This is a genomic window from Microbacterium cucumeris (genome assembly GCF_058349845.2).
This window is the reverse complement of sequence record NZ_JBYRIZ020000001.1, coordinates 442,443-465,924: the sequence shown is the minus strand read 5'-3', so window position 1 is coordinate 465,924 and position 23,482 is coordinate 442,443. Positions and strand designations below refer to the sequence as shown.

The following is a 23,482-nucleotide window of genomic DNA, read 5'->3' as shown; positions in this document are numbered from 1 at the left end:
GATCAATTGGATCATTGACCTCGATGAAGGGAAACCCGATGTCCCAGCCAGTCGCCACCGGAACCGGGCGCGTCAAGCGCGGCCTCGCCGAGATGCTGAAGGGCGGCGTCATCATGGACGTCGTCACGGCCGAGCAGGCGAAGATCGCCGAGGACGCCGGAGCCGTCGCGGTCATGGCTCTCGAACGCGTCCCCGCCGACATCCGCGCGCAGGGCGGCGTGTCGCGGATGAGCGATCCGGACATGATCGACAGCATCATCGACGCCGTCTCGATCCCGGTGATGGCGAAGGCGCGCATCGGCCACTTCGTCGAGGCGCAGGTGCTTCAGGAGCTCGGCGTCGACTACATCGACGAATCCGAGGTGCTCTCGCCGGCCGACTACGTGAACCACATCGACAAGTTCGGCTTCACCGTCCCGTTCGTCTGCGGGGCGACGAATCTGGGCGAGGCGCTGCGGCGCATCAACGAGGGCGCGGCCATGATCCGATCCAAGGGCGAGGCCGGCACCGGGGACGTCTCGGAGGCGATGAAGCACATCCGAAAGATCCGAGGCGAGATCGCCGCGCTCACGGCACTGCCCAAGGACGAGCTGTTCGTCGCGGCGAAGGAGCTGCAGGCGCCGTATGATCTGGTCGCCGAGATCGCCGAGACCGGCAAGCTGCCGGTGGTCCTGTTCGTCGCGGGAGGCGTGGCGACACCGGCGGATGCCGCGATGATGATGCAGCTCGGCGCCGACGGCGTGTTCGTCGGGTCCGGGATCTTCAAGTCCGGCAACCCCGCCGAGCGCGCCAAGGCGATCGTGAAGGCCACGACGTTCTTCGACGACCCGAAGGTGATCGCCGAGGTCTCCCGCGGGCTGGGCGAGGCGATGGTCGGCATCAACGTCTCGGACCTCCCCGCCCCGCACCGGCTCGCCGAACGTGGCTGGTAGTCCCCGGGTCGGAGTCCTCGCGCTCCAGGGCGACGTGCGGGAGCATGTCGCCGTGCTCGAGCATCTGGGCGCCGCAGTGACACCGGTGCGGCGCCCGGCGGAGCTCGCGCAGGTCGACGGTCTGGTCCTCCCGGGCGGCGAGTCGACCGTCATCGACAAGCTCGCGCGCGCCTTCGGCCTCGCCGACCCGCTGCGGGAGGCGATCGCCTCCGGACTGCCGGCCTACGGCACCTGCGCGGGACTCATCCTGCTCGCGGACGCCGTCCTCGACGCGGCACCGGGACAGCAGAGCTTCGGCGGTCTGGACGTGGTCGTGCGCCGCAACGCCTTTGGAAGGCAGAACGAGTCGTTCGAGACCGAGATCGCCGTCGACGGATTCCGCAGCCCGGTTCAGGCCGCGTTCATCCGCGCTCCGCTGATCGAGAGGGTCGGACCACGCGCCCGTGCGATCGGCGCGCTGCCGGACGGCGGGGTGGTCGCGGTCGAGCAGGGCGCGCTGCTGGGCACATCGTTCCATCCGGAGGTCGCAGGGGAGGACCGCTTCCACCGTCGGCTGCTGGAGCACGTGCGCGGGCGTTGATCGCCTGGCGCTCCCACGGGTCCCGCGCCGACACTCAGACGAGTTCCTCCAGCCATCGGAGGGCCGGGGCGGCCTGGGCGCGCTGGAAGGCGCGCAGCCCGGGCAGCTGCGGGATCTCGGGCCGCGCCTGTTCGAACCAGAAGAACGACGCGATGCCGGCGATCACGGGGAGCATCGACTCCTGGCTCGGAGCTCCGCGCTCCTCGAAGATCGTCCACGCTGCAGCACATGGCGGTCCTCCGGCCGCTTCGACGCTGGGCAGGAACCAGGGCAGATCCACCCAGGCCGCACCTCGTCGGGCGTGCGGCCAGTCCAGGAACTGCGCGCGTTCCCCGGAGATGAGGATGTTGTCGGCGCGAAGATCGCCGTGGATGATCACGTCGCCGTCGATCGCCTCGCCGATCGCGTCGCTCAGGGCGACGAGCTGCGGCATCCGATCCCGGATGCGAATCGGGAGCCCGGCGAGCGACTCGGAGGAGGTCGCGATCTCCGGCCAGCGCACGCAGCCGGGGATCATGCTCTGGGCGGCGGAGGGCAGCGTGGCAGGCGCCGGGGTTACGGAGAGCACGCTCATGCCCTCGGCGACGGCGTGCAGGTGCTCGACGGTCCACGGGGAGCCGGGATGCCTGCCCTCGACGACCGGCAGCACGCACGCCGTGCCCGTCTGGTCTTCGATTCCGGCCTGAAGGGTCGGCGCGATGCCCGGGGCCAGCGCCTCGAGAACGGCGATCTCCTGGCGCAGGAACAACGCCGAGTCGGCGTGGCCGTCGGAGGCGACGGCCTTCACGAACACGTCTCCCGCCGTCGTCCGCACGCGCCCGGCGTACCCGGCGCTGAATCCGCCGTGCGCGGGCTCGTCGGTGACGTACGAGCCGCCGACCTCGGCCAGGATGCGCTCGCGCAGCACGGTAGGCAGCGACCCCCACGCGGGGCGTTCCCGGTCGGCTCCCATGCGCATCCGGTCAGTGTACGGGTCGGCATCACCAGCGCAGCACCGTGGACGCGGCGAGCATCACGTGGGCGCAGGCAGGACGCACGGCCTCGCGCCGCGGGACCTCCTGATTAGAATGGACGATGCCCTGGAGCAGGTGCCGGGGAGGATTCGACGAGCGGAGTCACATGTCCGGGCATTCCAAATGGGCCACCACGAAGCACAAGAAGGCCGTCATCGACGCCAAGCGCGCGAAGTCGTGGGCCAAGCTCATCAAGAACATCGAGGTCGCCGCCAAGCTGGGCGGACCCGATCTGCAGGGCAACCCGACCCTGTTCGACGCCGTGCTCAAGGCGAAGAAGACCTCCGTCCCCAAGGACAACATCGACCGGGCGATCAAGCGCGGCGCCGGCATCGGCGGCGAGGCCGTCGAGTACACCTCGATCATGTACGAAGGCTACGGACCCAACGGCGTCGCCCTCATGATCGAGTGTCTGACGGACAACAAGAACCGTGCGGCCGCGGAGGTGCGCACCGCGCTCACCCGCAACGGCGGCACGCTCGCCGACCCCGGGAGCGTGGCGTACAACTTCAGCCGCAAGGGCGTCATCGTCGTCAGCGGTGAGAACACCACCGAGGACGATGTGATGATGGCGGCGCTGGAGGCCGGTGCCGAGGAGATCGAGCCGCACGCCGAGGGCTTCGAGATCGTCACCGAGGCGACGGACCTCGTTCCGGTGCGCTCGGCGTTGACGGATGCCGGGATCGAGTACGAGTCCGCGGACGTCGAGTTCGTCCCGAACCTGAAGGTCGAGATCGACGCGGACACCGCACGCAAGATCTTCCGCCTCATCGACGCCCTCGAGGACAGCGACGACGTCCAGAACGTCTTCAGCAACTTCGACCTGACCGCCGAGGTCCAGGCCGAGCTCGAGAACGACGAGTGAGGACCGCGTCCGTCGCATCGTGAAGCGGCCGGGACGGACCGGGGGCGAGTGACGCGCGCCTGCACGCCTGCGAAGACCACCGCGCATAACCTGGGGGAGTGACCTCCTCGACGATCCGCGTGCTCGGAATCGACCCCGGACTCACCCGCTGCGGGGTCGGTGTCGTCGACGTCGACCGATCGCGGCGAGCGCGGCTCGTGCATGTCGGCGTGGTCCGCACTCCGGTGGATGCGGCGATCGGCGACCGTCTCGCGGCCGTCGCCGCGGGCGTCCGGCAGGTCGTCACGAACTTCGGACCGGATGCCGTGGCCGTCGAGCGCGTGTTCGCCCAGCACAACAGCCACACCGTGATGGGAACTGCTCAGGCATCGGGCGTGGCCCTTCTCGTCGCGGCGGAGGCGGGGCTTCCTGCCGCGACGCACACGCCGAGCGAAGTGAAGGCCGCCGTCACCGGATACGGATCGGCCGACAAGAGGCAGGTGCAGGCCATGATCGCCCGCATCCTGCGTCTGGACGCACCTCCCCAGCCGGCCGATGCCGCGGACGCGCTCGCGATCGCGCTGTGTCACGCGTGGCGTCGTGGTCCCGCGGCGGGCCCGAGCGCCGAGAACCTGACGCCCGCGCAGCGCGCCTGGGCCGAGGCCGAGCGTGTCGCTCGAACATAACTACGACGGGCATCGTAAGGTGGACGAATGATCTCCTCCCTGCACGGCGTCGTCCTGCACGCCACGAGCGACCAGGTCGTCCTCGAGGTCGGAGGCGTCGGCTTCGCCGTCGCCGTCCCTGCTGACGTGGCGCACACCGCCCGGATCGGGGAGCGGCTGCAGCTGCACACCAGCCTCATCGTCCGCGAGGACGCGCTGAGCCTGTTCGGCTTCGCCGAGCGCGACGAACTGGAGATCTTCGGACTCCTGCTCGGTGTGACGGGCGTGGGACCGAAATCCGCTCTCGGCGTCCTCTCGCACCTCACCGTCGACCAGATCGCCGAGGCCGTGACGGCCGAGGACGATGCCCCCTTCCGGCGCGTGTCGGGCATCGGCCCGAAGACGGCCAAGCTCATCGTGGTCCAGCTGGCGGGAAAGGTCCACGCGACGGCCCCGGCGGCCAGATCCGGCGCCGTGTCTGCGGACATCGCCGATCAGGTCACGGCGGCGCTGGTCGGTCTCGGCTGGTCCGAGCGCGTCGCGGGCGAAGCCGCCGCCCAGACGATCGAGGAGGCGAGCGAGGCCGAGCGTTCCTCGGTGCAGGCGCTGCTGCGCCGGACGCTCGCCCTGCTCGGGCCGGCTCAGGGAGGCAGCCGTGGCTGACGCCCGCGACGCTGCCGAACCCCTCGACGAGACCGAGCTCGCGATCGAGGGCGCACTGCGCCCGTCGAGTCTGGGGGAGTTCGTCGGCCAGCCCAAGGTCCGCGGGCAGCTGCAGCTGCTGCTCGAGGCCGCGAGACTCCAGCAGCGTCCCGCCGACCACATCCTGCTGGCGGGTCCCCCCGGTCTCGGGAAGACTACCCTAGCCATGATCGTCGCGCACGAGAGCGAACGGCCGCTGCGCCTGTCGAGCGGCCCCGCGATCCAGCACGCCGGCGACCTGGCCGCGCTGCTGTCCAGTCTCGTTCCCGGCGAGGTGCTCTTCATCGACGAGATCCATCGCATGGCGCGCTCAGCCGAGGAGATGCTGTACCTCGCGATGGAGGACTTCCGCATCGACATCATGGTCGGCAAGGGCGCCGGTGCCACCAGCATCCCTCTGGATCTCGCACCCTTCACTCTGGTCGGTGCCACGACGCGTGCCGGGCTGCTGCCGAACCCGCTGCGCGACCGCTTCGGGTTCACGGGTCATCTCGAGTTCTACGACGACTCGGATCTCGAACAGGTCATCGCACGTTCGGCGATCGTGCTCGATGTGGCTCTTCCGATCGACGCGAGGGCCGAGATCGCGCGTCGGTCGCGCGGCACGCCCCGGATCGCGAACCGGCTGCTGCGGCGAGTGCGCGACTACGCGCTCGTCCACGGCGCCGGGCGTGAGGCATCCGTCGCCGACGTGCAGGCGGCCCTCGAGCTGTACGACGTCGATCCGATCGGCCTGGACCGCCTGGACCGCGCGGTACTCGACACGCTCGTGCGCCGCTTCCGCGGCGGCCCGGTCGGTCTCAGCACGCTCGCGGTCGCCGTCGGGGAGGAAGCCGAGACGGTCGAGAGCGTGGTCGAGCCCTATCTCGTGCGCATCGGCTTCCTGGGGCGCACTCCGCGCGGGCGCGTCGCGATGCCCGACGCCTATGCGCATCTCGGGGTCGCGCACCCCGAAGGGGCAGCATTGTTCGATGACCTATAATCGCTGAAGACTTCACCCGACCCCCTCTTCGCACGCTCTGTCGCGTGCCCCCGGAAAGGTTCCTCCCATGGAAATCATGCTGTTCGGTCTTCTCGCGGTCCTGCTCATCTTCATGGTGATCAACACCCGCAAGCGCAACAAGCAGATGAAGGCCGAGCAGGAGGAGAAGGCGCAGAAGACCGTTCCCGGCGCCAAGGTGCTCCTGCAGGGCGGTCTGTACGGCACGGTGGTCTCCTTCGATCCCGAGAACCTCGACCAGCCCGCCCAGATCGAGCTGGCGCCCGGAGCGGTCGTCGAGGTGCACAGCCAGGCGATCCTGCGCGTGGTCGACCCCACCGATGAGGTGGTCGAGGATGCGGACACCGTCGCGACGGACGAGGACGCCGTCGAGGCGATCGACGAGGCTCCGGCGACCGAGGAGGCCGCCCCGTACAGCGTCGAGACCCCCGAGGAGACCCGCGCGCGTCTCGAGCGCGACGCCGACGGCAAGTAGCATTCCCCCAGCAACCACATCCATCCCCGCCGGTCTTCCCAGAAAGCGCGACCCACGTGGCATCCTCCACTCCGACCCGTCATGCGTGGCGGGTCCTCCTCGGCCTGCTCCTGGTGACGGCCGCCCTGTTCGGCATCAATGCGCTCGGCGTCTACGGCTTCAAGCAGAGCTCGTGGACGCCTGAGCTCGCGCTCGACCTCCAGGGCGGCACGCAGATCATCCTCAGCGCCGTCACGGAGGACGGCTCGGACCCGACGCAGGAGCAGCTCGACCAGGCCGCGGACATCATCCGCCAGCGCGTCGACGCCTCCGGCGTCGCCGAGGCCGACATCACCACCGAGGGCGGACGCAACATCGTCGTCCAGATCCCCGGCGAGGCCGACGAGGAGACGCGAGCGCGCATCCAGGCCGCTGCGCAGCTGGAGTTGCGACCGGTCATCTACAGCACCGCCGCGGCGACGGAGTTCACCGGCGAGGACGGCAACACGACGCCGTACCCGAGCCCCGATCCCTCCGCGAACGCCGTGCCGAGTCCCGAGCCGACCGACTCCAGCGACCTCGCCTGGGTGACCGAGAAGCTGCAGCAGGAGTTCCTCGCCTACGACTGCGCGAATCCGCAGAACGATCCGTCGAACCCCGACCCCGACCAGCCGCTCATCACGTGCGACGACGCCGGCACCGCGAAGTTCATCCTCGGTCCGCAGGAGCTCGACGGCACCGCGATCGACGACGCCACGTCGGGTCGCGACCCCCAGACCGGAGCGTGGATCGTCCAGCTGGACCTCGACGACGACGGCGCGAGCGTCTTCGGCGAGATCAGCCAGCGGCTGTACCAGAACAAGCTCGACGGACTCAGCCCGCGCGATCAGTTCGCGTTCGTGCTCGACGGCAAGGTCATCTCCGCGCCGCAGATGAACGGCGTCATCCTGGACGGCCGCCCGAGCATCTCGGGCAGCTTCACGCAGGAGACCTCGCAGACGCTCGCGGACCAGCTCAAGTACGGCGCGCTGCCGCTCAGCTTCACGGTCGAGAGCTCCGACACGGTCTCGGCCACCCTCGGAACGCAGCAGCTCCAGATCGGCCTGATCGCGGGTCTGATCGGTCTCGCCCTGGTCGCCCTGTACTCGCTCTTCAGCTACCGGGCCCTCGGCTGGGTGATCATCGCCTCCATCGCGGTCATGGCGGTGCTGACCTACATCATCATCTGCATCCTCGCCTGGCGGATCGGCTACCGTCTGTCGCTCGCCGGCGTCGCGGGTCTGATCGTCTCGATCGGTTTCACGGCGGACTCGTTCATCGTGTACTTCGAACGCATCAGGGACGAACTGCGGGACGGCAAGTCCGTCACGGCGGCCGTCGAGGACGGCTGGGGCCGCGCCAAGCGCACCATCTACATTTCGAAGTCGATCAACGTCCTCGCGGCCGTGGTGCTGTACATCCTCGCGGACGCGACCGTGAAGGGCTTCGCGTTCACGCTGGGTCTCACGACCCTCATCGACGTGTTCATCTTCGTGATCTTCACGCACCCGGTGATGCAGCTGCTCGCTCGCACGAAGTTCTTCGGCGAGGGGCACCGGCTCTCCGGCCTCGACCCCGAGAGCCTCGGGGCCGTCTACCGCACCAGGACGCAGTATCGCGAGGTCCAGACCGCCACTGCCGGGCGCGGCGCGAAGAACGCCCGCTCCCGGGGGGAGGCGGACCGTCGGCAGACGATCGCGGAGCGCAAGAGAGCCGAGGCCCTCGCCGCCGAATCCACGAGCACGACCGGAAACGAGGGCGGGCACTGATGTTCTCCATGAATGAGTTCGGCAACAACCTCTACACGGGCAAGACCTCGTTCCCGTTCGTCGGGAAGCGCCGCCTGTGGTTCTGGATTGCGATCGCGCTGGTCGTCGGCTCGATCCTGGTGCTGTTTGTGCGTCCGCCGCAGTTCTCCATCGAGTTCACTGGCGGCTCGCAGTTCACGGTGGCCGCTCCCGAGACGACCGACCAGTCGCTCGCGAGCGAGGCGGTCCGGACGGTCGTTCCCGATGCCGCGACCAAGGTCGCGGTGATCGGCGACACGGACGTCCGGGTCCAGACCGACCAGATGAGCGCGGAGGAGACCCAGCAGGTCGCCGCAGCCCTCGCCGAGGCCTACGGCGTGGACCAGAGCGAGGTCACCTCTTCCTTCATCGGCCCGGCCTGGGGAGAGAACGTCACCCGGCAGTCGCTGTGGGGCCTGGCGATCTTCCTCGCCCTCACCTTCCTGATCCTGGCGATCTACTTCCGCACCTGGAAGATGTCGGCCGCCGCGATCCTCGGTCTGCTCGACGTGCTCGTGATCACGGTCGGGATCTACTCGGTCGCCGGCTTCGAGATCTCCCCGGCAGCCGTGATCGGATTCCTCACGATCCTCGCGTACTCCCTCTACGACACCACCGTCGTGTTCGACAAGATCCGGGAGAACACCACGGAGGACGGGGAGAAGTCCGCGCGCCTGTTCGGCGAGTCCGTCAACCTCGCCGTGAACCAGACGCTCGTCCGCTCGATCAACACGTCGATCGTCGCCGCCCTGCCGGTCGGCGCGATCCTCTTCATCGGCGCGTTCTGGCTCGGTGCCGAGACGCTCACGGACATCTCGCTCTCGATCTTCGTCGGCATCATCGTGGCGACATACTCGACGCTGTTCGTGGCCGCTCCGCTGTACTCGCTGTTCCGCGAGAAGGAGCCGGCCATCGCCGAGCGCGACGCCCGTATTCGCGAGTCGCGCGAGCGCGCCGTCGCCAGTGCCTGACGCCCTCGGACGGGGCTGCGGCCCCGCCGAGGCGCGTAGGATTGCAGAGCCCAGGAGGTAGCCGATGGCGGAGGCGAACACGCAGACGCAGGGATCCAGTCTCAGACGACTCGTTCCCCGCATCTTCTCGCGCGCGCCTCGCGTCGACGACCTGGACAAGCTGAGCCGGACGGTCAGGGCCAACCACCCCAAGGGCGACCTCGCGATCATCGATCGCGCGTTCGCCGTCGCCAAGGAGAAGCACGCCGGGCAGAAACGGCAGAGCGGCGAGCCGTACATCACGCACCCCCTAGCGGTGGCCCAGATCCTCGCCGAGCTGGGTCTCGGACCCCGGGCGATCGCGGCCGCGCTGCTGCACGACACGGTCGAGGACACCGGTTACGCGCTGAGCGAGCTCACCGCCGAGTTCGGCGACGAGGTCGCCATGCTCGTGGACGGCGTGACCAAGCTCGACAAGGTCAAGTACGGCGAGAGCGCACAGGCCGAGACCGTCCGCAAGATGATCGTGGCGATGTCCAAGGACATCCGCGTGCTGCTCATCAAGCTCGCCGACCGTCTGCACAACGCGCGCACGTGGGGCTTCGTCCCGCCGGAGAAGGCGGCGAAGAAGGCGAAGGAGACCCTCGAGATCTACGCGCCGCTGGCGCACCGCCTCGGCATCCAGGCCATCAAGAGCGAGCTCGAGGACCTGTCCTTCGCCGTGCTCCACCCGAAGATCTACGCCGAGATCAACAGCCTGATCGCCCAGCGCACCCCGCAGCGCGAGAAGTACCTGCAGCAGGTCATCGAGGCCATCGACGAGGACCTGCGCGACCTCCGCATCCGCGGCAAGGTCGTCGGCCGGCCCAAGCAGCTGTACTCGGTGTACCAGAAGATGGTCATCCGCGGCCGTGAGTTCGACGACATCTATGACCTCATCGGCATCCGCGTGCTCGTGAACTCGGTGCGCGACTGCTACGCCGTGCTCGGCGCGATCCACGCCCGCTGGACGCCGCTGCCCGGCCGGTTCAAGGACTACATCGCGACGCCGAAGTTCAACCTCTACCAGTCGCTGCACACCACGGTCATCGGCCCGAGCGGGCGCACGGTGGAGATCCAGATCCGTACGCACGAGATGCACCAGCAGGCCGAGTTCGGCGTCGCCGCGCACTGGATGTACAAGGAGCGCATGAACGGCGGCAAGGCCGAGACGCGGGCCTCGGACACCGACATGGCGTGGCTCGCGCACATCTCCGACTGGCAGGCCGAGACGGCGGACCCCGGCGAGTTCCTGGATTCCCTGCGCTTCGAGATCGGAGCGAAGGAGGTGTACGTCTTCACCCCCAAGGGACGGGTGATCGGTCTGCCCGCCGGCGCGACGCCGGTCGACTTCGCGTACGCCGTGCACACCGAGATCGGCCATCGCACCATGGGGGCGAAGGTGAACGGCCGGCTCGTACCGCTCGAGTCGGTGCTCAAGAGCGGCGACGTCGTCGAGGTCTTCACGTCCAAGAATCCGGATGCCGGCCCCAGCCAGGACTGGCTCGGATTCGTCAAGAGCACCCGAGCGCGCAACAAGATCCGCGGCTGGTTCACCAAGGAGCGCCGTGAGGAGGCGATCGAGCAGGGCAAGGAGGCCATCGCCCGCGCGATGCGCCGCCAGAACCTGCCCCTGCAGCGGCTGATGAGCCAGGAGTCGTTCTCGGAGCTCGCGCGTCAGCTGCACTACGAGGACGTCGCTGCGCTGTACGCGGCCGTCGGCGAAGGGCACATCTCCACGCAGTCCGTGATCGAGAAGGTCACCGCTCTCGTCGCCGCGGAGGACACCAGTACGGGCGCGATCACGCTCCCTGTGACGCCCAGCCGTGAACCGCGGTCCGGGGACTCCGGTGTGCTCGTCCGAGGTGCCTCCGACATCCTGGTGAAGCTCGCGAAGTGCTGCACCCCGGTCCCGGGTGACCAGATCGTGGGGTTCGTCACGCGCGGCAGCGGGGTCTCGGTGCACCGCGCGGACTGCGTCAACGTCAAGGCCCTGGGCGCCGATGAACAGCGTTTCGTCGACGTCGAGTGGGGCCCCACGAGCAAGAGCGTGTTCCGCGTCCAGATCCAGGTAGAGGCGCTGGACCGCTCGGGACTCCTGTCGGACGTCACGCGGGTCCTCAGCGAGCACCACGTGAACATCCTCTCCGCGACCGTGACGACGACGGACGAGCGTCTGGCGCTCAGCCGCTTCGTGTTCGAGATGGGGGACGCGGTGCACCTGGACAGGGTGCTCAATGCGGTGCGTCGCATCGACGCGGTCTACGACGTGTACCGCGTGACCTCGTCGTAGACCGCTTCCAGAACCCGGATCGCCGTCCGCTTGCCCGGGAGGCGTGCATGCGCCGCGAGCCGGGCCACGGCCTCGCGGACCTCGGCGGGATGCATCGCGGCCAAGACGGACAGCCAGCGGCGCGAGCCCGGGACGTGGTCGGTGCGAGCGAGGTCCACCATGGCCGCGGTCACGGTCAGGACCCGCAGGCCGCCCATGACCTGCAGATCCGTCGGCGGGACGACGCCCTCGTGCAGTACGAGACGTCCGTGCGCGGGTGCCCGGAGGCGCCGGTCGCCGTGCGGACGCACATGGCAGCGCAGCGGAGGGCGATCGCCGGCTCCGTGCACCCACGCCGCCGTCGGCCCGGACACGACGTGCTCGAGGCGCACGAGCGGGGCGAGGGACGCCAAGCGCAGCGCCGGTGTCTCCGGGACGTCGGCCGGAACGAAGGCCTCGCCGACCTCGACGAGCAGACCGTCCAGTCGCAGCGCCGTCAGCTCGGTCGCGGACAGCGGCTCACCGGTGCGATGCAGCAGCGGGGAGGACATGCGTCCAGTGTGGACGAAGCCGCCCTCCGGCGGGACTGGAGGGCGGCTTCTGTGGAGAACCTCGGCGAACTCAGCCGCCGAGCGCGCTGAGCCACGCCCGACGCGCCTCGAGCGCCTCCGCCGCCTCGGCGGCAGCCTTCGCGTCGCCGGCCTTCTCGGCGGCGGCCTTCTCGGCCTCGAGCTTCTCGATAGCGTCGAGCAGCTGCTGGCTCATGTCGTTCGCGCGCGCCTTCGTCTCCGGGTTGTTCTTCTTCCAGTCGACGTCCTCGCGGGCCTTGAGCGCCTGCTCGATGACACGGAGCTTGTCGTCCAGCGCGCGCTCCTTGTCGCGCGGGAAGATGCGGCCGACCTCGTCCCACTGCCGCTGGATGCTCGTCAGGAGGGCACGGGCGCGCTTGATGTTCGGCTCGTCCGCCACAGCCTTCGCCTGCTCGAGCAGCGCGGTGCGCGCTTCGATCCGAGGAGCCGAGTCGGCCTCCTCGGCGGCGCTCTGCTCGGCGCGGGCGGCGTACAGGGCGTCGCCCGCCGCCTTGAAACGGGCCCACAGCGCATCGTCGACCTTGCGACCGGCACGCCCTGCGGCCTTCCACTCGTCCAAGAGAGAACGGTACGAGGGGATGCCGTCGACTCCACGCGGGGCGAGAGCCTCGGCGCGCTCGACGAGACGGGTCTTGACGTCGCGGGCGGCCTTGTGGGTCTCATCGAGTTCGGCGTAGAACGCGCGGCGCTGACGGTCGATCGTCGCGCGTGCGTCCCGGAACCGCTTCCAGAGCTGCTGGGAGACGGATTTCGGAAGGCGCGGTCCGTTCTGCTGCTGGGCCTGCCAGGTCTCGAAGAGCTCGGTGACCTCGGCCGTGACCTGCTTCCAGTGCGCCTTGGACAGATCGCCGGCCGCGATCGCCTCGATCCTCTCGACGAGCACGGTGCGATCGGCGATGGCCTGGTCGAGCAGCTCCTTCGCCTTCTCCGCCTCCTGCGCGCTGGCCTCGGCGAGGGAGGCGGTGAGCGCGTCGAGCCGCTCCCGGAGCCCGGCGAGGTCGCCGACGGCCGCGGCATCCGTCACCTCGTCGACGAGGTGACGCGCCTGGGCGGTCAGCTCGCCGGCGGCGGCACCGCCGCCGGACAGACGCTGCTCGAGGGTCGTCACCTTGAACGCGAGGTCCTCGAACTTGCGGACGAAGTACGCGAGAGCCTCCTCGCCCGTGGCATCCGGGTACTGGCCCACGACACGCCAGGTGTCGCCCTCGCGCACCTCGACGGTGCCGTCCTCCGTGACTCGTCCCCAGTCGGCTGCACCGGCGATGGTGGGAGCCACCGGGGCGGCTGCGGCGACGGGAACGCGGGGCGGACCGGGCACGCGCGGCGGGGACGGGACAGGGGGAGTCGGCTTCGGCGATTCGGTGGCAGACACGATGTTCTCCTTGCGCGGTCATCCCGCGGGAGGGGGAAAGGACGGTGATCAGCCTAGTATGCGCGGCGTCGCCGAACGGTCTCAGGGTGATGGCTGCCACTCACATCTTCGTTACCGATTTGTGAGCAGATCGTTCGACGCGCGTAACGGCCACCGGACGTTGCGCGAAACACCGCGGACCTACCTTCGGGAGCACCGAACAGAGGAGGCGCCGTGGGAGACGGAATGGCGACATCGTCCGATGTGCTCGTGGTGGGTGCCGGCATGGTGGCGCACCGGTTCGTGGAGAGCCTGGTCACGCGCACCGACGACGATCTCCGCATCACGGTGATCGGCGAGGAGGGACGTGCGCCGTACGACCGGGTCGGGCTCACATCGTTCTTCAGCGGCGCGACTCCGGAGGAGCTCACTCTGGACGCGCAGGTGCTTCACGACCCCCGTGTCCGACTCATCGCGGGCGACCGCGTCACCGCGATCGACCGCGTCGGACGCACTGTCCGCACCCGGTCCGGCCTCGACTACGGCTACGGCACCCTGGTGCTGGCGACGGGGTCGTACGCGGCGCGCGTGGCGGTGGACGGCTCGGATCTGCCCGGATGCTTCGTCTACCGGACCCTGGACGACGTCACGCGGATGCGGGAGTACGTCGAGCGCCGCGGCGCTCAGCTCGGCCGGCCCCTGCGCGGAGCAGTGATCGGAGGCGGCCTGCTGGGCCTGGAGGCTGCCGGGGCTCTGCAGGGACTGGATGTCGAGTGCACGGTCGTGCAGTCCTCCGACCGGCTCATGTCCGCGCAGCTCGACCTCGCCGGTGGAACCATGCTGCGGCGTCTGATCGAATCCCGGGGGATCTCGGTGCGCACCCAGAGCCGCACCACCCGGCTGGATCCCGACCCTTCCGGCGCCGTGGCCGCGCTGCAGTTCCAGGACGGCAGCATGCACGCCGCGGACGTCGTCGTCTTCACGGTGGGCGTGCGTCCGCGGGACGAACTGGCCAGGCACGCCCAGCTGGCGGTCCACCCGACCGGAGGCGTCCTCATCGACGACCGCTGCCGAACCGCCGACGAGCACATCCTCGCGATCGGGGAGGTGGCGAACTACGACGGCCGCTCGGTCGGCCTGGTGGCGCCCGGTTACGCCATGGCCGAGGTGGCCGCGACGCGGCTGCTGGGCGGAGACGCCACGTTCCCCGGCTACGACGAGTCCGCCAAGCTCAAGCTCTCGGGCGTCGACGTCGCCAGCTTCGGCGACGCCATGGCGACGACCCCGAACGCGCTCGACGTCGTCTACGCGGATCCCGTCGCGGGGGTGTACAAGAAGCTCGTGCTGTCGGACGACGCGAAGACGCTGCTGGGCGGCATCCTCGTGGGAGACGCGTCCGCCTACGGCTCGCTGCGTCCCCTGGTCGGCGCTCCGCTCGGCGGCGACCCCGCCGCCTACCTGATGCCCGCGGGCGGCGTCGAGGCGCCGACGGGGGAGCTGCCGGACGCCGCCGTGGTGTGCTCCTGCTCGAACGTCTCCGCGGGACGCATCCGCCAGGCCGTGCACGAGGAGGGCTGCGCCGACGCCGGAGCGGTCAAGGCGTGCACCAAGGCGGGCGCCACGTGCGGATCCTGCATCTTCACGGTGAAGAAGATCGTCGGGCAGGAGCTGTCGAAGCTCGGCCAGACCGCGTCCAGCGCGCTCTGCGAGCACTTCGACCTCTCCCGCCGTCAGCTCTTCGACGCCGTGCGCGTGTCCGGACTCACCACGTTCAGCGCCGTCATCGCGCGGTTCGGCCGCGGGCGCGGCTGCGACGTCTGCAAGCCGGCCCTCGCCAGCATCCTCGCCGTCCTGGTCGGCGAGCACGTGCTCGCCGGCGAGAACGCCGCACTGCAGGACACCAACGACCACGTGATGGCGAACATGCAGAAGGACGGGACCTATTCGGTCGTACCGCGCATGCCCGGCGGAGAGGTCACGCCTCAGGGGCTCATCGCCATCGGACGCATCGCCGACGACTACGGGCTCTACACGAAGATCACCGGCGGTCAGCGCATCGACATGTTCGGGGCGCGGCTCGAACAGCTGCCGGAGATCTGGCAGCGCCTCGTCGACGCCGGATTCGAATCCGGGCAGGCCTACGGCAAGGCGCTGCGCACCGTGAAATCGTGCGTGGGGTCCACCTGGTGCCGCTACGGCGTGCTCGACTCGGTGGGCATGGCCGTTCGTCTCGAGCTGCGCTATCGCGGCCTGCGGTCGCCTCACAAGCTGAAGGTCGGCGTCTCCGGCTGCGCTCGGGAGTGCGCGGAGGCGCGCGGCAAGGACGTCGGCGTGATCGCGACGGAGACGGGGTGGAACATGTACGTCGGCGGCAACGGCGGGTTCTCGCCCCGCCACGCCGAGCTGCTTGCCTCCGATCTGGATGACGAGGGACTCATCCGAGCGATCGACCGGTTCTTCATGTACTACATCCGCACGGCGGATCGGCTGCAGCGCACGGCGGGCTGGTGCGAGGAGCTCGAAGGCGGTCTCGAAGGTCTCAAGCAGGTGATCTTCGAGGACAGCCTGGGCATCTGCGCCGATCTGGATGCCGCGATGGCCGCGCACGTGGACCGCTACGAGGACGAATGGGCCGCGACCCTTCGCGATCCCGAGAAGCTGCGCCGCTTCGAGTCCTTCGTCAACGCGTCCGACACTCCCGACCCGTCGCTCGCCTATGTTCCCGAACGCGGCCAGGTGCGCCCGGCCACGGCGGGCGAGCGCGCCGCCGGCGGCGTGCTGATCGCAGGAACCACTCTGGAGGTGCGCCGATGACCATCGCCACAGACCCGCAGACGCTCGTCCGCGTGTGCGCCGTGACCGACCTCGAGGTGGAGCGGGGCAGAGCCGCTCTGTTCGGCGCCACGCAGATCGCGCTGTTCCTCCTCGTCGACGGCAGCGTCCACGCCGTGGACAATCTCGACCCGTACAGCGGAGCGAACGTCCTCTCCCGCGGAATCGTGGGCACGCGGGGCGAGGCGCCCACCGTGGCCTCGCCGATGCACAAGCAGGTGTTCGACCTGCGCACCGGCGAGTGCCTGGATCCGCAGGGGAAGGAACCGGTGGCCCTGCGCGTGTGGCCGGTGACGGTGATCGACGGCATCGTGCACATCGACGGCGAGGGCCTGCGATGACCCTGCTGCTCGGGGTCTCGCTCGCCGGCCGCGACGTGCTGCTCGTCGGCGGGGGAGCGGTGGCGGCCCGCCGACTGCGCCGGTTCCTGGCGGAAGGCGCGCGCGTGCGCCTGGTCGCCCCGGAGGTGCACCCGGAAACGGCGTTGCTGATCCGTCGCCACGATCTCCCGTGGCACCCGCGGCGCTTCCGCCCATCCGACCTCACCGGCGCCTGGCTCGTGCACACCGCCACGGGGGACGCGCGCGTGGATCGCGGCGTCGCGGCGCGCTGCGAGAAGCGTCGGGTGCTCTGCATCAACGCGTCCGACGGCTCGCACGGCTCGGCCCGCCTGACCGCGCAGCTGGACGCCGGGGACGTCACGATCGCGGTCGCCAGCACGAGCGGAGCGGATCCTCGCCGTTCCGCAGCGCTGCGCGACGCGATCGGCGATCTCCTCGCCTCCGGCCGGCTGCCGCTGCGGCGTCGCCGAGCGGCGCGCTCCGGGCGCGTCGATCTCGTGGGCGGAGGGCCGGGACCGGCCGATCTCATGACCGTGCGCGCCCGACGGGTCATAGCCGAGGCCGATGTCATCGTGGCGGACCGGCTGGGGCCGAGCGCGGAGGTGCTGCAGGATCTCGACCCCGACGTGCGGGTCATCGACGTCGGCAAGCGCCCAGGCAGCCACCCGGTGCCTCAGGAGGAGATCAACCGCATCATCGTCGAGCACGCTGCGGCAGGGCGCCGGGTGGTGCGCCTGAAGGGCGGGGATCCCTTCGTCTTCGGACGTGGCGGAGAGGAGATCCAGGCGTGCCTCGCCGCGGGGATCCCGGTCGACGTCGTCCCCGCGCCGTCGAGCGCGATCGCGGTGCCCCAGGCCGCCGGCATCCCCGTGACGCACCGGGGCACGGCGTCCGCGTTCCACGTCGTCAACGGACAGGGGGCGATCACGGCCAGTACGCTGGAGGCGATGGCGGATGACGCGGTGACCACGGTCGTGCTGATGGGTGTGGCGGCCCTCGGCAGGATCGTCCGCGCGGCCGAGCGCCACGGCATCGCGGCTGAGCGACCGGTGGCGTTCATCGAGAGCGGACACACGCCCCGGCAGCGGACCACGCGCACGACGCTGGGCCGGGCCGTCGCGGACGCGGAGGACATCGGGCTCCGCAACCCCGCGGTCATCGTCATCGGCGATGTCGCCAGGGCAGATCTGCTGCTGCCGTCGCCCGAGCGGATCGGGGCATCCCTGGCGTGACCGGACGACCCCTGCTGGATGCCGTACTGACCGGCTGCACCATCGTGATCGCTGCCGATCGCCGCGCCGGCGACCTCGTCACGGCGCTCGAGCGCCGCGGCGCCCAGGCCTACCGTGCTCCGGCCCTGAGCATCCTGCCCAACGCCGACGACGACCTGCTGCTCCAGCGCACGCGGGAGCTCATCGCCGACCCGCCCGACATCGTCATCGTCACGACCGGGGTCGGGTTCCGGGGATGGATGGACGCCGCTCACGAGAACGGTCTCGCCGAGGAGCTCGCCCACGCGTTCCGCGACACGCAGTTCGTCGCTCGGGGCCCGAAGGCCCACGGAGCGATCCAGCAGGCCGGCTTCACGGCGGACTGGGTCGCGGAGTCCGAGACCGCCGCCGAGGTGGGGGAGTACCTCACGGTCGGCGGGGTGTCCGGTCGGCGCGTCGCCGTCCAGCACCACGGCGCCGGTTCCGACGGGCTGGACGAGCTGCTGACCGCGCACGGCGCAGAAGTCGTCAGCATCACGGTGTACCGATGGGGTCCGCCGCCGGACCCCAAGATCGTGAGCCGATCCGTCATGCAGGCCGCCACCGGTGAAGCCGATGCGGTCCTGTTCACGTCGGCTCCGGGGGCCGCGGAGTGGATCCGGACGGCCGAGCGGGCGGGACGGCTCGATGCGATCCGCCGCCGCGCGGCCTCGGGCCGACTGCTGCTCGCTTCGGTGGGCCCGGTGACGGCTGCACCCCTCGAGCAGGCCGGTCTGCGCACCACGCTGGCCGTCCGCGGACGGCTGGGGTCCCTCGTGCGCTGCGTCGTCGACCACTACGCCACCGGAGCCGCGCCGCGTGAGGAGACCGCCGCGGGAACGATCGAGGTGCGCAGCGGCGGAGCGCTGGTGGACGGCCGCTTCGTCCCGCTGTCGCGGGCGTCTGCAAGCGTGCTCGGCGCGCTGTTCGACGCCGGCGGACGCGTGCTGTCGCGCGAGGAGCTCGGGCGCGTGCTGCCCCGCGGAGGGGAGAACGCGCACGCCGTCGAGATGGCGATCGCGCGCCTCCGGGAGGCGCTCGGCTGCCCGGACGCCGTGAAGACCGTGATCAAACGGGGCTATCGTCTTTCCGTCAAGGAGTAAGTCATGACCACTCTCGTCGCGTGTTCGCACGGCACGGATTCGGCGGACGGCCGGCGCGTCGTCGCGGACCTCGTCTCCCTGGTGCGCGACCGGATGCCCGGCGTCCGCGTCGTCCAGGCGTTCGTCGACGTCCAGGAGCCGGACATCGCGTCGGTCGTCGAGCAGGAGCGGACAGCGGACGACGTCGTCGTCGTTCCCCTGCTGCTGTCGGTCGGCTTCCACACCGCCGTCGACATCGCCAAGGCGGTGCGCCCGCACGCCGATGTCCGTCAGGCGGATCCCCTGGGCACGCATCCTCTCGTGGCCCAGGTCCTCGCGACGCGGCTGCGCGCGGCCATCGGCGGCACCTGGCTCGACGGCGACGCGGTCGTGCTCGCCGCGGCCGGATCGAGCAATCCCGCCGCCGTGGCAGACGTCGAAGCCGCAGCAGCGGCGCTGGCGGCCCTGATCCCGGCGCCGGTCACGATCGGGTACGCCTCGGCGATCGAGCCGCGGATCGCCGACGCGGTCCGAGCCGCCAGAGAAGCCGGCGCGACCCGCGTCATCGCCGCGAGCCACGTTCTCGCCCCTGGCTACTTCGCCGGTCTCGTGCGGGGTGCGGGAGCGGACGTCGTCTCGGCGCCGCTGGGCGCGGACCCCCGCATGGCCGATGTCGTCATCGACCGGTTCCGCTCGGCCTGACGCTTCGCCGCCGTCCGCTGACATCTCTGCTGCCGACGGCAGAAGGACGGGGCGGAGCGCTCTGCGCGCCCCGCCCCGTCTCCGCTCCCGGATTCAGGACACGCCGGCGGGCTCGCGCTCGCGGGCGGGCTCCGTGGAGACGCTGCTCGGCGTCCCGTTCGCGGGGGAGAGCGCCGTCCGTGCGGTGCGCTTCGCTGCGCGGGCCCTGCGCGCCTTCGGCCGCCCGTGCGTGAAGTACAGCGGCAGTCCGACGAACACGAGGCCGCCGACGAGGTTCCCGATGACCGTGGGGATCTCGTTCCAGAGCAGGTAGTCCCACAGTGTGAAGTCCGCGCCCAGCAGCAGCCCGGACGGGAACAGGAACATGTTGACGATCGAGTGCTCGAAGCCCATGTAGAAGAACAGCATGATCGGCAGCCACATGGCCGCGATCTTGCCGATGACGTTGTCCGAGACCATCGACAGCACGACGCCCGTCGAGACGAGCCAGTTGCACAGCACCCCGCGGATGAACAGGGTCAGCATCCCGGCCGCGCCGTGATCCGCGTAGCCGACCGTCCGGCCGTGACCGATCTCGCCGATGGCCTGGCCGACCGCGCTCGGTTCCGTGGAGAAGCCGTAGGTGAAGTAGATCGCCATCAGCACCGCGACGAGGAAGGCGCCGCCGAAGTTGCCGAGGAACACCAGGCCCCAGTTGCGGAACATGGCGCCGAGCGTCGCGCCGGGGCGCCGGTCCATCACGGCGAGCGGGCCGAGCGTGAAGACGCCGGTGAGCAGGTCGTAGCCGAACAGGTAGAGGATCACGAAGCCGACGGGGAACAGCAGGGCACCCAGCAGCGGCTGACCCGTGTTCGTCGAGACGGTGACGGCGAACGCCGCTCCCATCGTCAGGAACGCGGCCCCCATGAAGGAGCGGATCAGCGTGTCACGGGTGGACAGCTGCATCTTGTACGCGCCGGCGTCGACCATTCGGGTGACGAGTTCGGCAGGTTTGATGTACGACACGGGACCTCCACGGGGGACGGGAGCACTCGGGCTCGGCTGCGTCCAGCGTGACGGACCGGCGTTTCGACCGCCGACCGGGCAGGTTACGAATGTGGAGCGAACCCCTCACAACCTCCCGACGGTCACGGTGAGGCTCACTCGGCCGGTGTGTCGGAGGGGACCGGGGTGGTGCTCGGCAGCAGCGGCTCGAGCGGCGGAACGGTCTCGGTCGGGGTCGGCGTCGGAGTCGGCTCGGGCGCGGTGACGGCGGCGTGCACGAACTGGCTCGCGACGGCGCCCGCCACGATCAGTCCGCCGACGATGCCGATGACGGTGTTGTCGCGCACGCGCCGAGCGATGCGCCCCTCGTGCCACGCCGTGCGGGCAGCGTAGAGCCTGGCGCGCTCCTGTTCGGTGCGCTGAGCGCTCTTGCGTCCGGCCATCCCTCCACCCTTCTCCGTCGTCGTGGCAGCATCTGCGAGCCTACCGTCCGCGGGGCGGCGGCACGTCCGGCCGGTGCTGCGTGTCCGCGGGCCGCATTAGCCTGGAGTCATGACCGCCTCCGCGCCTCTCCTGTCGGGACAGACCCCGCTCGCGGTGCGGATGCGTCCCGTCTCGCTGGACGAGGTGGCGGGGCAGAAGCATCTGCTGCGCGCCGGTTCGCCGATCCTGGCGCTGGCGGATCCGGAGGCGAGCTCGCCCGGCGCGGTGTCGATCATCCTGTGGGGTCCGCCGGGGACCGGCAAGACCACCCTCGCGCAGGCGATCGCCCGCTCGTCCGGACGGCGCTTCGTCGAGCTCTCCGCGATCACGGCGGGTGTGAAGGACGTCCGCGAGGTGATGCAGGAGGCCGTCACGCAGCGCGACCTGTACGGCCAGACGACGATCCTCTTCCTCGATGAGATCCACCGATTCACCAAGGCCCAGCAGGACGCCTTGCTGCCCGGCGTCGAGAACGGCTGGGTCATCCTGATCGCGGCGACCACCGAGAACCCATCCTTCTCCGTGATCTCCCCGCTGCTGTCGCGCTCGCTCCTGCTGACGCTGCAGCCGCTCACGGACGATGACATCGGCGAGCTCGTCGACCGCGCGGTGGACGACGCCCGAGGGCTCGACGGCGCCGTCGCACTGAGCGCGCCCGCCCGGGCCGCACTCGTCCGTCTCGCCTCCGGCGACGCCCGGCGCGCGCTCACCGGGCTCGAAGCAGCGGCCGCCGTCGCCCTGTCCGGCGTCGGCCTCCGGGAGGAGGACGACGAGGACGCCTCGGCGTCCGGCGTCCCGACGATCACCGACGACGACGTGGCCCAGGCCGTCGACAGGGCGCTGCTGCGCTACGACCGGCAGGGCGACGAGCACTACGACGTGATCAGCGCGTTCATCAAGTCGATCAGGGGCTCCGACCCGGACGCCGCGCTGCACTACCTGGCCCGCATGATCGAAGCGGGAGAGGACCCGCGCTTTATCGCACGCCGTCTCGTGATCTCGGCCGCTGAGGACATCGGTCTCGCGGATCCGCAGGGTCTCGTGATCGCGACGGCCGCAGCCGACGCCGTCGCGTTCATCGGCATGCCCGAAGGGCGCATCCCGCTCGCCGAGGCGACGGTGTACCTCGCGACGACCGCGAAGTCCAACGCCGCCTACCTGGGCATCGACGCCGCGATCGCCGACGTGCGCGCCGGCGGGTTCGGTCGCGTGCCCGTGCATCTGCGCGACGCGCACTATCCGGGCGCCAAGCGCCTGGGTCACGGGAAGGGATACCGCTACCCGCACGACAGCGAGCACGGTGTCCTGCCGCAGCAGTACCTGCCCGACGAGCTCGATGGCCGGCGCTATTACAACCCCAAGACGCTCGGTGCGGAGCGCGATGTGGCGGCCCGCCTGGAGCGCATCCGGCGCATCCTCGGCGATCGCTGAGGTCTCCCGTCCGGTCTGTTAGACTTGATCGGCTCGAAACCGTGTTTTCGGGCATCCCCGCGTTCCTCATACCTTCTCCGCGCCCCGGCGTGCGCGCGAAGGCAGAGCGCGGGAGATACGCCCGTGAGACGTGAAAGACACGTCCACGTCATCGGAAGGAAGAACTTCGTGGTCACGAAGTCCCAGGACCGCCGCAAGGTCCGTCTGTCCCGCGCCCTCGGCGTGGCACTCACCCCGAAGGCCGCCCGCTACCTCGAGAAGCGTCCCTACGCTCCGGGCGAGCACGGCCGCACCAAGCGCAAGGCCGACAGCGACTACGCCGTCCGCCTCCGCGAGAAGCAGCGTCTGCGCGAGCAGTACGGCATCCGCGAGAAGCAGCTGCGCATCCAGTTCGAGGAGGCCCGCCGCAAGGACGGCCTGACCGGTGAGAACCTGGTCGAGCAGCTCGAGATGCGTCTGGACGCCCTCGTGCTCCGCTCCGGTTTCGCCCGCACGACCGCGCAGGCCCGCCAGCTCGTCGTGCACCGTCACATCCTCGTCGACGGCCAGCTCGTCGACCGCCCGTCGTTCCGCGTGAAGCCGGGTCAGCTCATCCACGTCAAGGCCAAGAGCGAGGGCCTCGAGCCCTTCCAGGTGGCGGCAGCCGGCGGTCACGCCGAGGTGCTCCCCCCGGTTCCGGGCTACCTCGAGGTCGAGCTCGACAAGCTGCAGGCACGTCTGGTCCGTCGCCCGAAGCGCGCCGAGGTCCCCGTGACCTGTGAAGTGCAGCTCGTCGTCGAGTACTACGCGGCTCGCTGAGCGAGACGCGCTGACACAGCGTTGCGAGAGGCGTCGGGTTTCCCGGCGCCTCTCGTCGTCTGCCGGGTCGAATGCGCATACGATGGAACGACCGCGTCTGGGCGGAGCGAGGCAAGGACATCGACATGAAGAAGCTGCTGTGGTTCCTCATCGGAGTGATCGGCGGATTCGTCGCCGCGCACTTCATGAACAAGGACCCTCGCGGTCACGACATGCTCGCCGAGGTGGATGCCCGCATCAGCGGGTTCACCGCGATCCTCGGTGAGGCGTACCGCGCCCAGGAAGCCCGCCTCGCCCAGCCCGACGAGAACTGATCTCCCCAACGGCGCCATCGCACCGGCGCCGATCTCCATCCCACACG

General features: G+C 70.1%; 23 protein-coding genes. 18 read left to right on the top strand and 5 right to left on the bottom strand.

Annotated elements, in window-relative coordinates:
- The first annotated feature begins 38 nt into the window (after positions 1-38).
- Both pdxS and pdxT read left to right on the top strand, forming a co-directional pair.
- The gene (pdxS, locus tag AC3RXZ_RS02305; RefSeq protein ID WP_243225604.1) at positions 39-932 is read left to right on the top strand and encodes a pyridoxal 5'-phosphate synthase lyase subunit PdxS; all 894 of its coding nucleotides are present in this window, start codon (positions 39-41) and stop codon (positions 930-932) included.
- Complete coding sequence (gene pdxT, locus AC3RXZ_RS02300) at positions 922-1,512, top strand: pyridoxal 5'-phosphate synthase glutaminase subunit PdxT (RefSeq protein WP_491493051.1); 591 nt, start codon at positions 922-924, stop codon at positions 1,510-1,512. The genes pdxS and pdxT overlap by 11 nt, the downstream gene beginning before the upstream one ends.
- 34 nt (positions 1,513-1,546) lie before the next feature.
- On the opposite strand, the gene AC3RXZ_RS02295 is transcribed toward pdxT, so the two are convergent.
- Positions 1,547-2,470, bottom strand: a complete 924-nt coding sequence (locus AC3RXZ_RS02295; protein ID WP_491493050.1) for a phosphotransferase — start codon at positions 2,468-2,470, stop codon at positions 1,547-1,549.
- Between the two features lie 161 nt (positions 2,471-2,631).
- Between AC3RXZ_RS02295 and AC3RXZ_RS02290 the strand changes: the two genes are divergently transcribed.
- The 8 genes from AC3RXZ_RS02290 (at position 2,632) to AC3RXZ_RS02255 (ending at position 11,298) form a co-directional block, all read left to right on the top strand.
- Entirely contained in the window at positions 2,632-3,390 is a 759-nt protein-coding gene (locus AC3RXZ_RS02290) for a YebC/PmpR family DNA-binding transcriptional regulator (RefSeq protein WP_491493049.1), read from the top strand.
- Positions 3,391-3,488: 98 nt separating this feature from the next.
- Positions 3,489-4,055 (top strand): crossover junction endodeoxyribonuclease RuvC, encoded by a 567-nt coding sequence (gene ruvC / locus AC3RXZ_RS02285; protein WP_491493048.1) that lies wholly within the window; start codon positions 3,489-3,491, stop codon positions 4,053-4,055.
- 27 nt (positions 4,056-4,082) lie between these two features.
- Entirely contained in the window at positions 4,083-4,697 is a 615-nt protein-coding gene (gene ruvA / locus AC3RXZ_RS02280; protein WP_243225609.1) for a Holliday junction branch migration protein RuvA, read from the top strand.
- On the top strand, positions 4,690-5,718 hold the full coding sequence (gene ruvB / locus AC3RXZ_RS02275) for a Holliday junction branch migration DNA helicase RuvB (protein WP_243225611.1): 1,029 nt from the start codon (positions 4,690-4,692) through the stop codon (positions 5,716-5,718). Before ruvA ends, ruvB begins: the two co-directional genes overlap by 8 nt.
- Positions 5,719-5,785: 67 nt before the next feature.
- Positions 5,786-6,211, top strand: coding sequence for a preprotein translocase subunit YajC (locus AC3RXZ_RS02270; protein ID WP_243225614.1), 426 nt, complete (start codon positions 5,786-5,788; stop codon positions 6,209-6,211).
- A 56-nt stretch (positions 6,212-6,267) separates the two neighbouring features.
- Positions 6,268-7,998: a protein translocase subunit SecD gene (gene secD / locus AC3RXZ_RS02265; RefSeq protein WP_491493047.1), complete on the top strand. Its 1,731-nt coding sequence runs from the start codon at positions 6,268-6,270 to the stop codon at positions 7,996-7,998.
- Positions 7,998-8,987: a protein translocase subunit SecF gene (gene secF, locus AC3RXZ_RS02260; RefSeq protein ID WP_243225618.1), complete on the top strand. Its 990-nt coding sequence runs from the start codon at positions 7,998-8,000 to the stop codon at positions 8,985-8,987. Before secD ends, secF begins: the two co-directional genes overlap by 1 nt.
- Positions 8,988-9,051: 64 nt before the next feature.
- Positions 9,052-11,298, top strand: coding sequence for a RelA/SpoT family protein (locus AC3RXZ_RS02255; RefSeq protein WP_491493046.1), 2,247 nt, complete (start codon positions 9,052-9,054; stop codon positions 11,296-11,298).
- Here the strand turns inward: AC3RXZ_RS02255 and AC3RXZ_RS02250 are convergent.
- The gene (locus AC3RXZ_RS02250) at positions 11,268-11,828 is read right to left on the bottom strand and encodes a type IV toxin-antitoxin system AbiEi family antitoxin (RefSeq protein WP_491493045.1); all 561 of its coding nucleotides are present in this window, start codon (positions 11,826-11,828) and stop codon (positions 11,268-11,270) included. The genes AC3RXZ_RS02255 and AC3RXZ_RS02250 overlap by 31 nt on opposite strands.
- A 70-nt stretch (positions 11,829-11,898) precedes the next feature.
- A complete protein-coding gene (locus AC3RXZ_RS02245) occupies positions 11,899-13,239 on the bottom strand; it encodes a DUF349 domain-containing protein (protein ID WP_491493044.1) in 1,341 nt (446 codons plus the stop codon).
- A 225-nt stretch (positions 13,240-13,464) separates the two neighbouring features.
- Here AC3RXZ_RS02245 and nirB point away from each other — a divergent pair, with 225 nt between their 5' ends.
- Genes nirB through AC3RXZ_RS02220 form a run of 5 tightly spaced genes read left to right on the top strand, consistent with a single transcriptional unit; the run spans position 13,465 to position 19,425 of the window.
- Positions 13,465-16,032 carry a nitrite reductase large subunit NirB gene (nirB, locus tag AC3RXZ_RS02240; protein WP_491493043.1) on the top strand — a complete coding sequence of 856 codons (2,568 nt, stop codon included), beginning with the start codon at positions 13,465-13,467 and terminating at the stop codon, positions 16,030-16,032.
- Complete coding sequence (nirD, locus tag AC3RXZ_RS02235; protein WP_243225624.1) at positions 16,029-16,391, top strand: nitrite reductase small subunit NirD; 363 nt, start codon at positions 16,029-16,031, stop codon at positions 16,389-16,391. Before nirB ends, nirD begins: the two co-directional genes overlap by 4 nt.
- Positions 16,388-17,623, top strand: coding sequence for a uroporphyrinogen-III C-methyltransferase (cobA, locus tag AC3RXZ_RS02230; protein ID WP_491493042.1), 1,236 nt, complete (start codon positions 16,388-16,390; stop codon positions 17,621-17,623). Before nirD ends, cobA begins: the two co-directional genes overlap by 4 nt.
- Positions 17,620-18,744, top strand: a complete 1,125-nt coding sequence (locus AC3RXZ_RS02225) for a uroporphyrinogen-III synthase (RefSeq protein WP_491493041.1) — start codon at positions 17,620-17,622, stop codon at positions 18,742-18,744. Before cobA ends, AC3RXZ_RS02225 begins: the two co-directional genes overlap by 4 nt.
- 3 nt (positions 18,745-18,747) lie before the next feature.
- Complete coding sequence (locus AC3RXZ_RS02220; protein WP_243225627.1) at positions 18,748-19,425, top strand: sirohydrochlorin chelatase; 678 nt, start codon at positions 18,748-18,750, stop codon at positions 19,423-19,425.
- 93 nt (positions 19,426-19,518) lie between these two features.
- Here AC3RXZ_RS02220 and AC3RXZ_RS02215 read toward each other — a convergent pair whose 3' ends face one another.
- Positions 19,519-20,430, bottom strand: coding sequence for a formate/nitrite transporter family protein (locus AC3RXZ_RS02215; protein WP_491493040.1), 912 nt, complete (start codon positions 20,428-20,430; stop codon positions 19,519-19,521).
- A 134-nt stretch (positions 20,431-20,564) separates the two neighbouring features.
- On the bottom strand, positions 20,565-20,852 hold the full coding sequence (locus AC3RXZ_RS02210) for a hypothetical protein (protein ID WP_243225629.1): 288 nt from the start codon (positions 20,850-20,852) through the stop codon (positions 20,565-20,567).
- 109 nt (positions 20,853-20,961) lie between these two features.
- Between AC3RXZ_RS02210 and AC3RXZ_RS02205 the strand changes: the two genes are divergently transcribed.
- The 3 genes from AC3RXZ_RS02205 to AC3RXZ_RS02195 all read left to right on the top strand — a co-directional run bounded on the left by AC3RXZ_RS02205 (position 20,962) and on the right by AC3RXZ_RS02195 (position 23,435).
- Complete coding sequence (locus AC3RXZ_RS02205) at positions 20,962-22,323, top strand: replication-associated recombination protein A (RefSeq protein ID WP_491493039.1); 1,362 nt, start codon at positions 20,962-20,964, stop codon at positions 22,321-22,323.
- Between the two features lie 168 nt (positions 22,324-22,491).
- On the top strand, positions 22,492-23,121 hold the full coding sequence (gene rpsD / locus AC3RXZ_RS02200) for a 30S ribosomal protein S4 (protein ID WP_243225632.1): 630 nt from the start codon (positions 22,492-22,494) through the stop codon (positions 23,119-23,121).
- 125 nt (positions 23,122-23,246) lie between these two features.
- Entirely contained in the window at positions 23,247-23,435 is a 189-nt protein-coding gene (locus AC3RXZ_RS02195; RefSeq protein ID WP_243225633.1) for a hypothetical protein, read from the top strand.
- Positions 23,436-23,482: the final 47 nt, after the last annotated feature.

Excerpts from the sequence above, each read along its gene's own strand:
- AC3RXZ_RS02270 (WP_243225614.1), top strand. The coding sequence starts at position 5,786 with ATGGAAATCATGCTGTTCGGTCTTCTCGCGGTCCTGCTCATCTTCATG.
- cobA (WP_491493042.1), top strand. The coding sequence starts at position 16,388 with ATGACCCTGCTGCTCGGGGTCTCGCTCGCCGGCCGCGACGTGCTGCTC.
- AC3RXZ_RS02205 (WP_491493039.1), top strand. The coding sequence starts at position 20,962 with ATGACCGCCTCCGCGCCTCTCCTGTCGGGACAGACCCCGCTCGCGGTG.
- nirB (WP_491493043.1), top strand. The coding sequence starts at position 13,465 with ATGGCGACATCGTCCGATGTGCTCGTGGTGGGTGCCGGCATGGTGGCG.
- pdxS (WP_243225604.1), top strand. The coding sequence starts at position 39 with ATGTCCCAGCCAGTCGCCACCGGAACCGGGCGCGTCAAGCGCGGCCTC.
- AC3RXZ_RS02295 (WP_491493050.1), bottom strand. The coding sequence starts at position 2,470 with ATGCGCATGGGAGCCGACCGGGAACGCCCCGCGTGGGGGTCGCTGCCT.
- AC3RXZ_RS02220 (WP_243225627.1), top strand. The coding sequence starts at position 18,748 with ATGACCACTCTCGTCGCGTGTTCGCACGGCACGGATTCGGCGGACGGC.
- AC3RXZ_RS02255 (WP_491493046.1), top strand. The coding sequence starts at position 9,052 with ATGGCGGAGGCGAACACGCAGACGCAGGGATCCAGTCTCAGACGACTC.
- AC3RXZ_RS02195 (WP_243225633.1), top strand. The coding sequence starts at position 23,247 with ATGAAGAAGCTGCTGTGGTTCCTCATCGGAGTGATCGGCGGATTCGTC.
- AC3RXZ_RS02210 (WP_243225629.1), bottom strand. The coding sequence starts at position 20,852 with ATGGCCGGACGCAAGAGCGCTCAGCGCACCGAACAGGAGCGCGCCAGG.
- nirD (WP_243225624.1), top strand. The coding sequence starts at position 16,029 with ATGACCATCGCCACAGACCCGCAGACGCTCGTCCGCGTGTGCGCCGTG.
- AC3RXZ_RS02250 (WP_491493045.1), bottom strand. The coding sequence starts at position 11,828 with ATGTCCTCCCCGCTGCTGCATCGCACCGGTGAGCCGCTGTCCGCGACC.
- ruvA (WP_243225609.1), top strand. The coding sequence starts at position 4,083 with ATGATCTCCTCCCTGCACGGCGTCGTCCTGCACGCCACGAGCGACCAG.
- secF (WP_243225618.1), top strand. The coding sequence starts at position 7,998 with ATGTTCTCCATGAATGAGTTCGGCAACAACCTCTACACGGGCAAGACC.
- AC3RXZ_RS02290 (WP_491493049.1), top strand. The coding sequence starts at position 2,632 with ATGTCCGGGCATTCCAAATGGGCCACCACGAAGCACAAGAAGGCCGTC.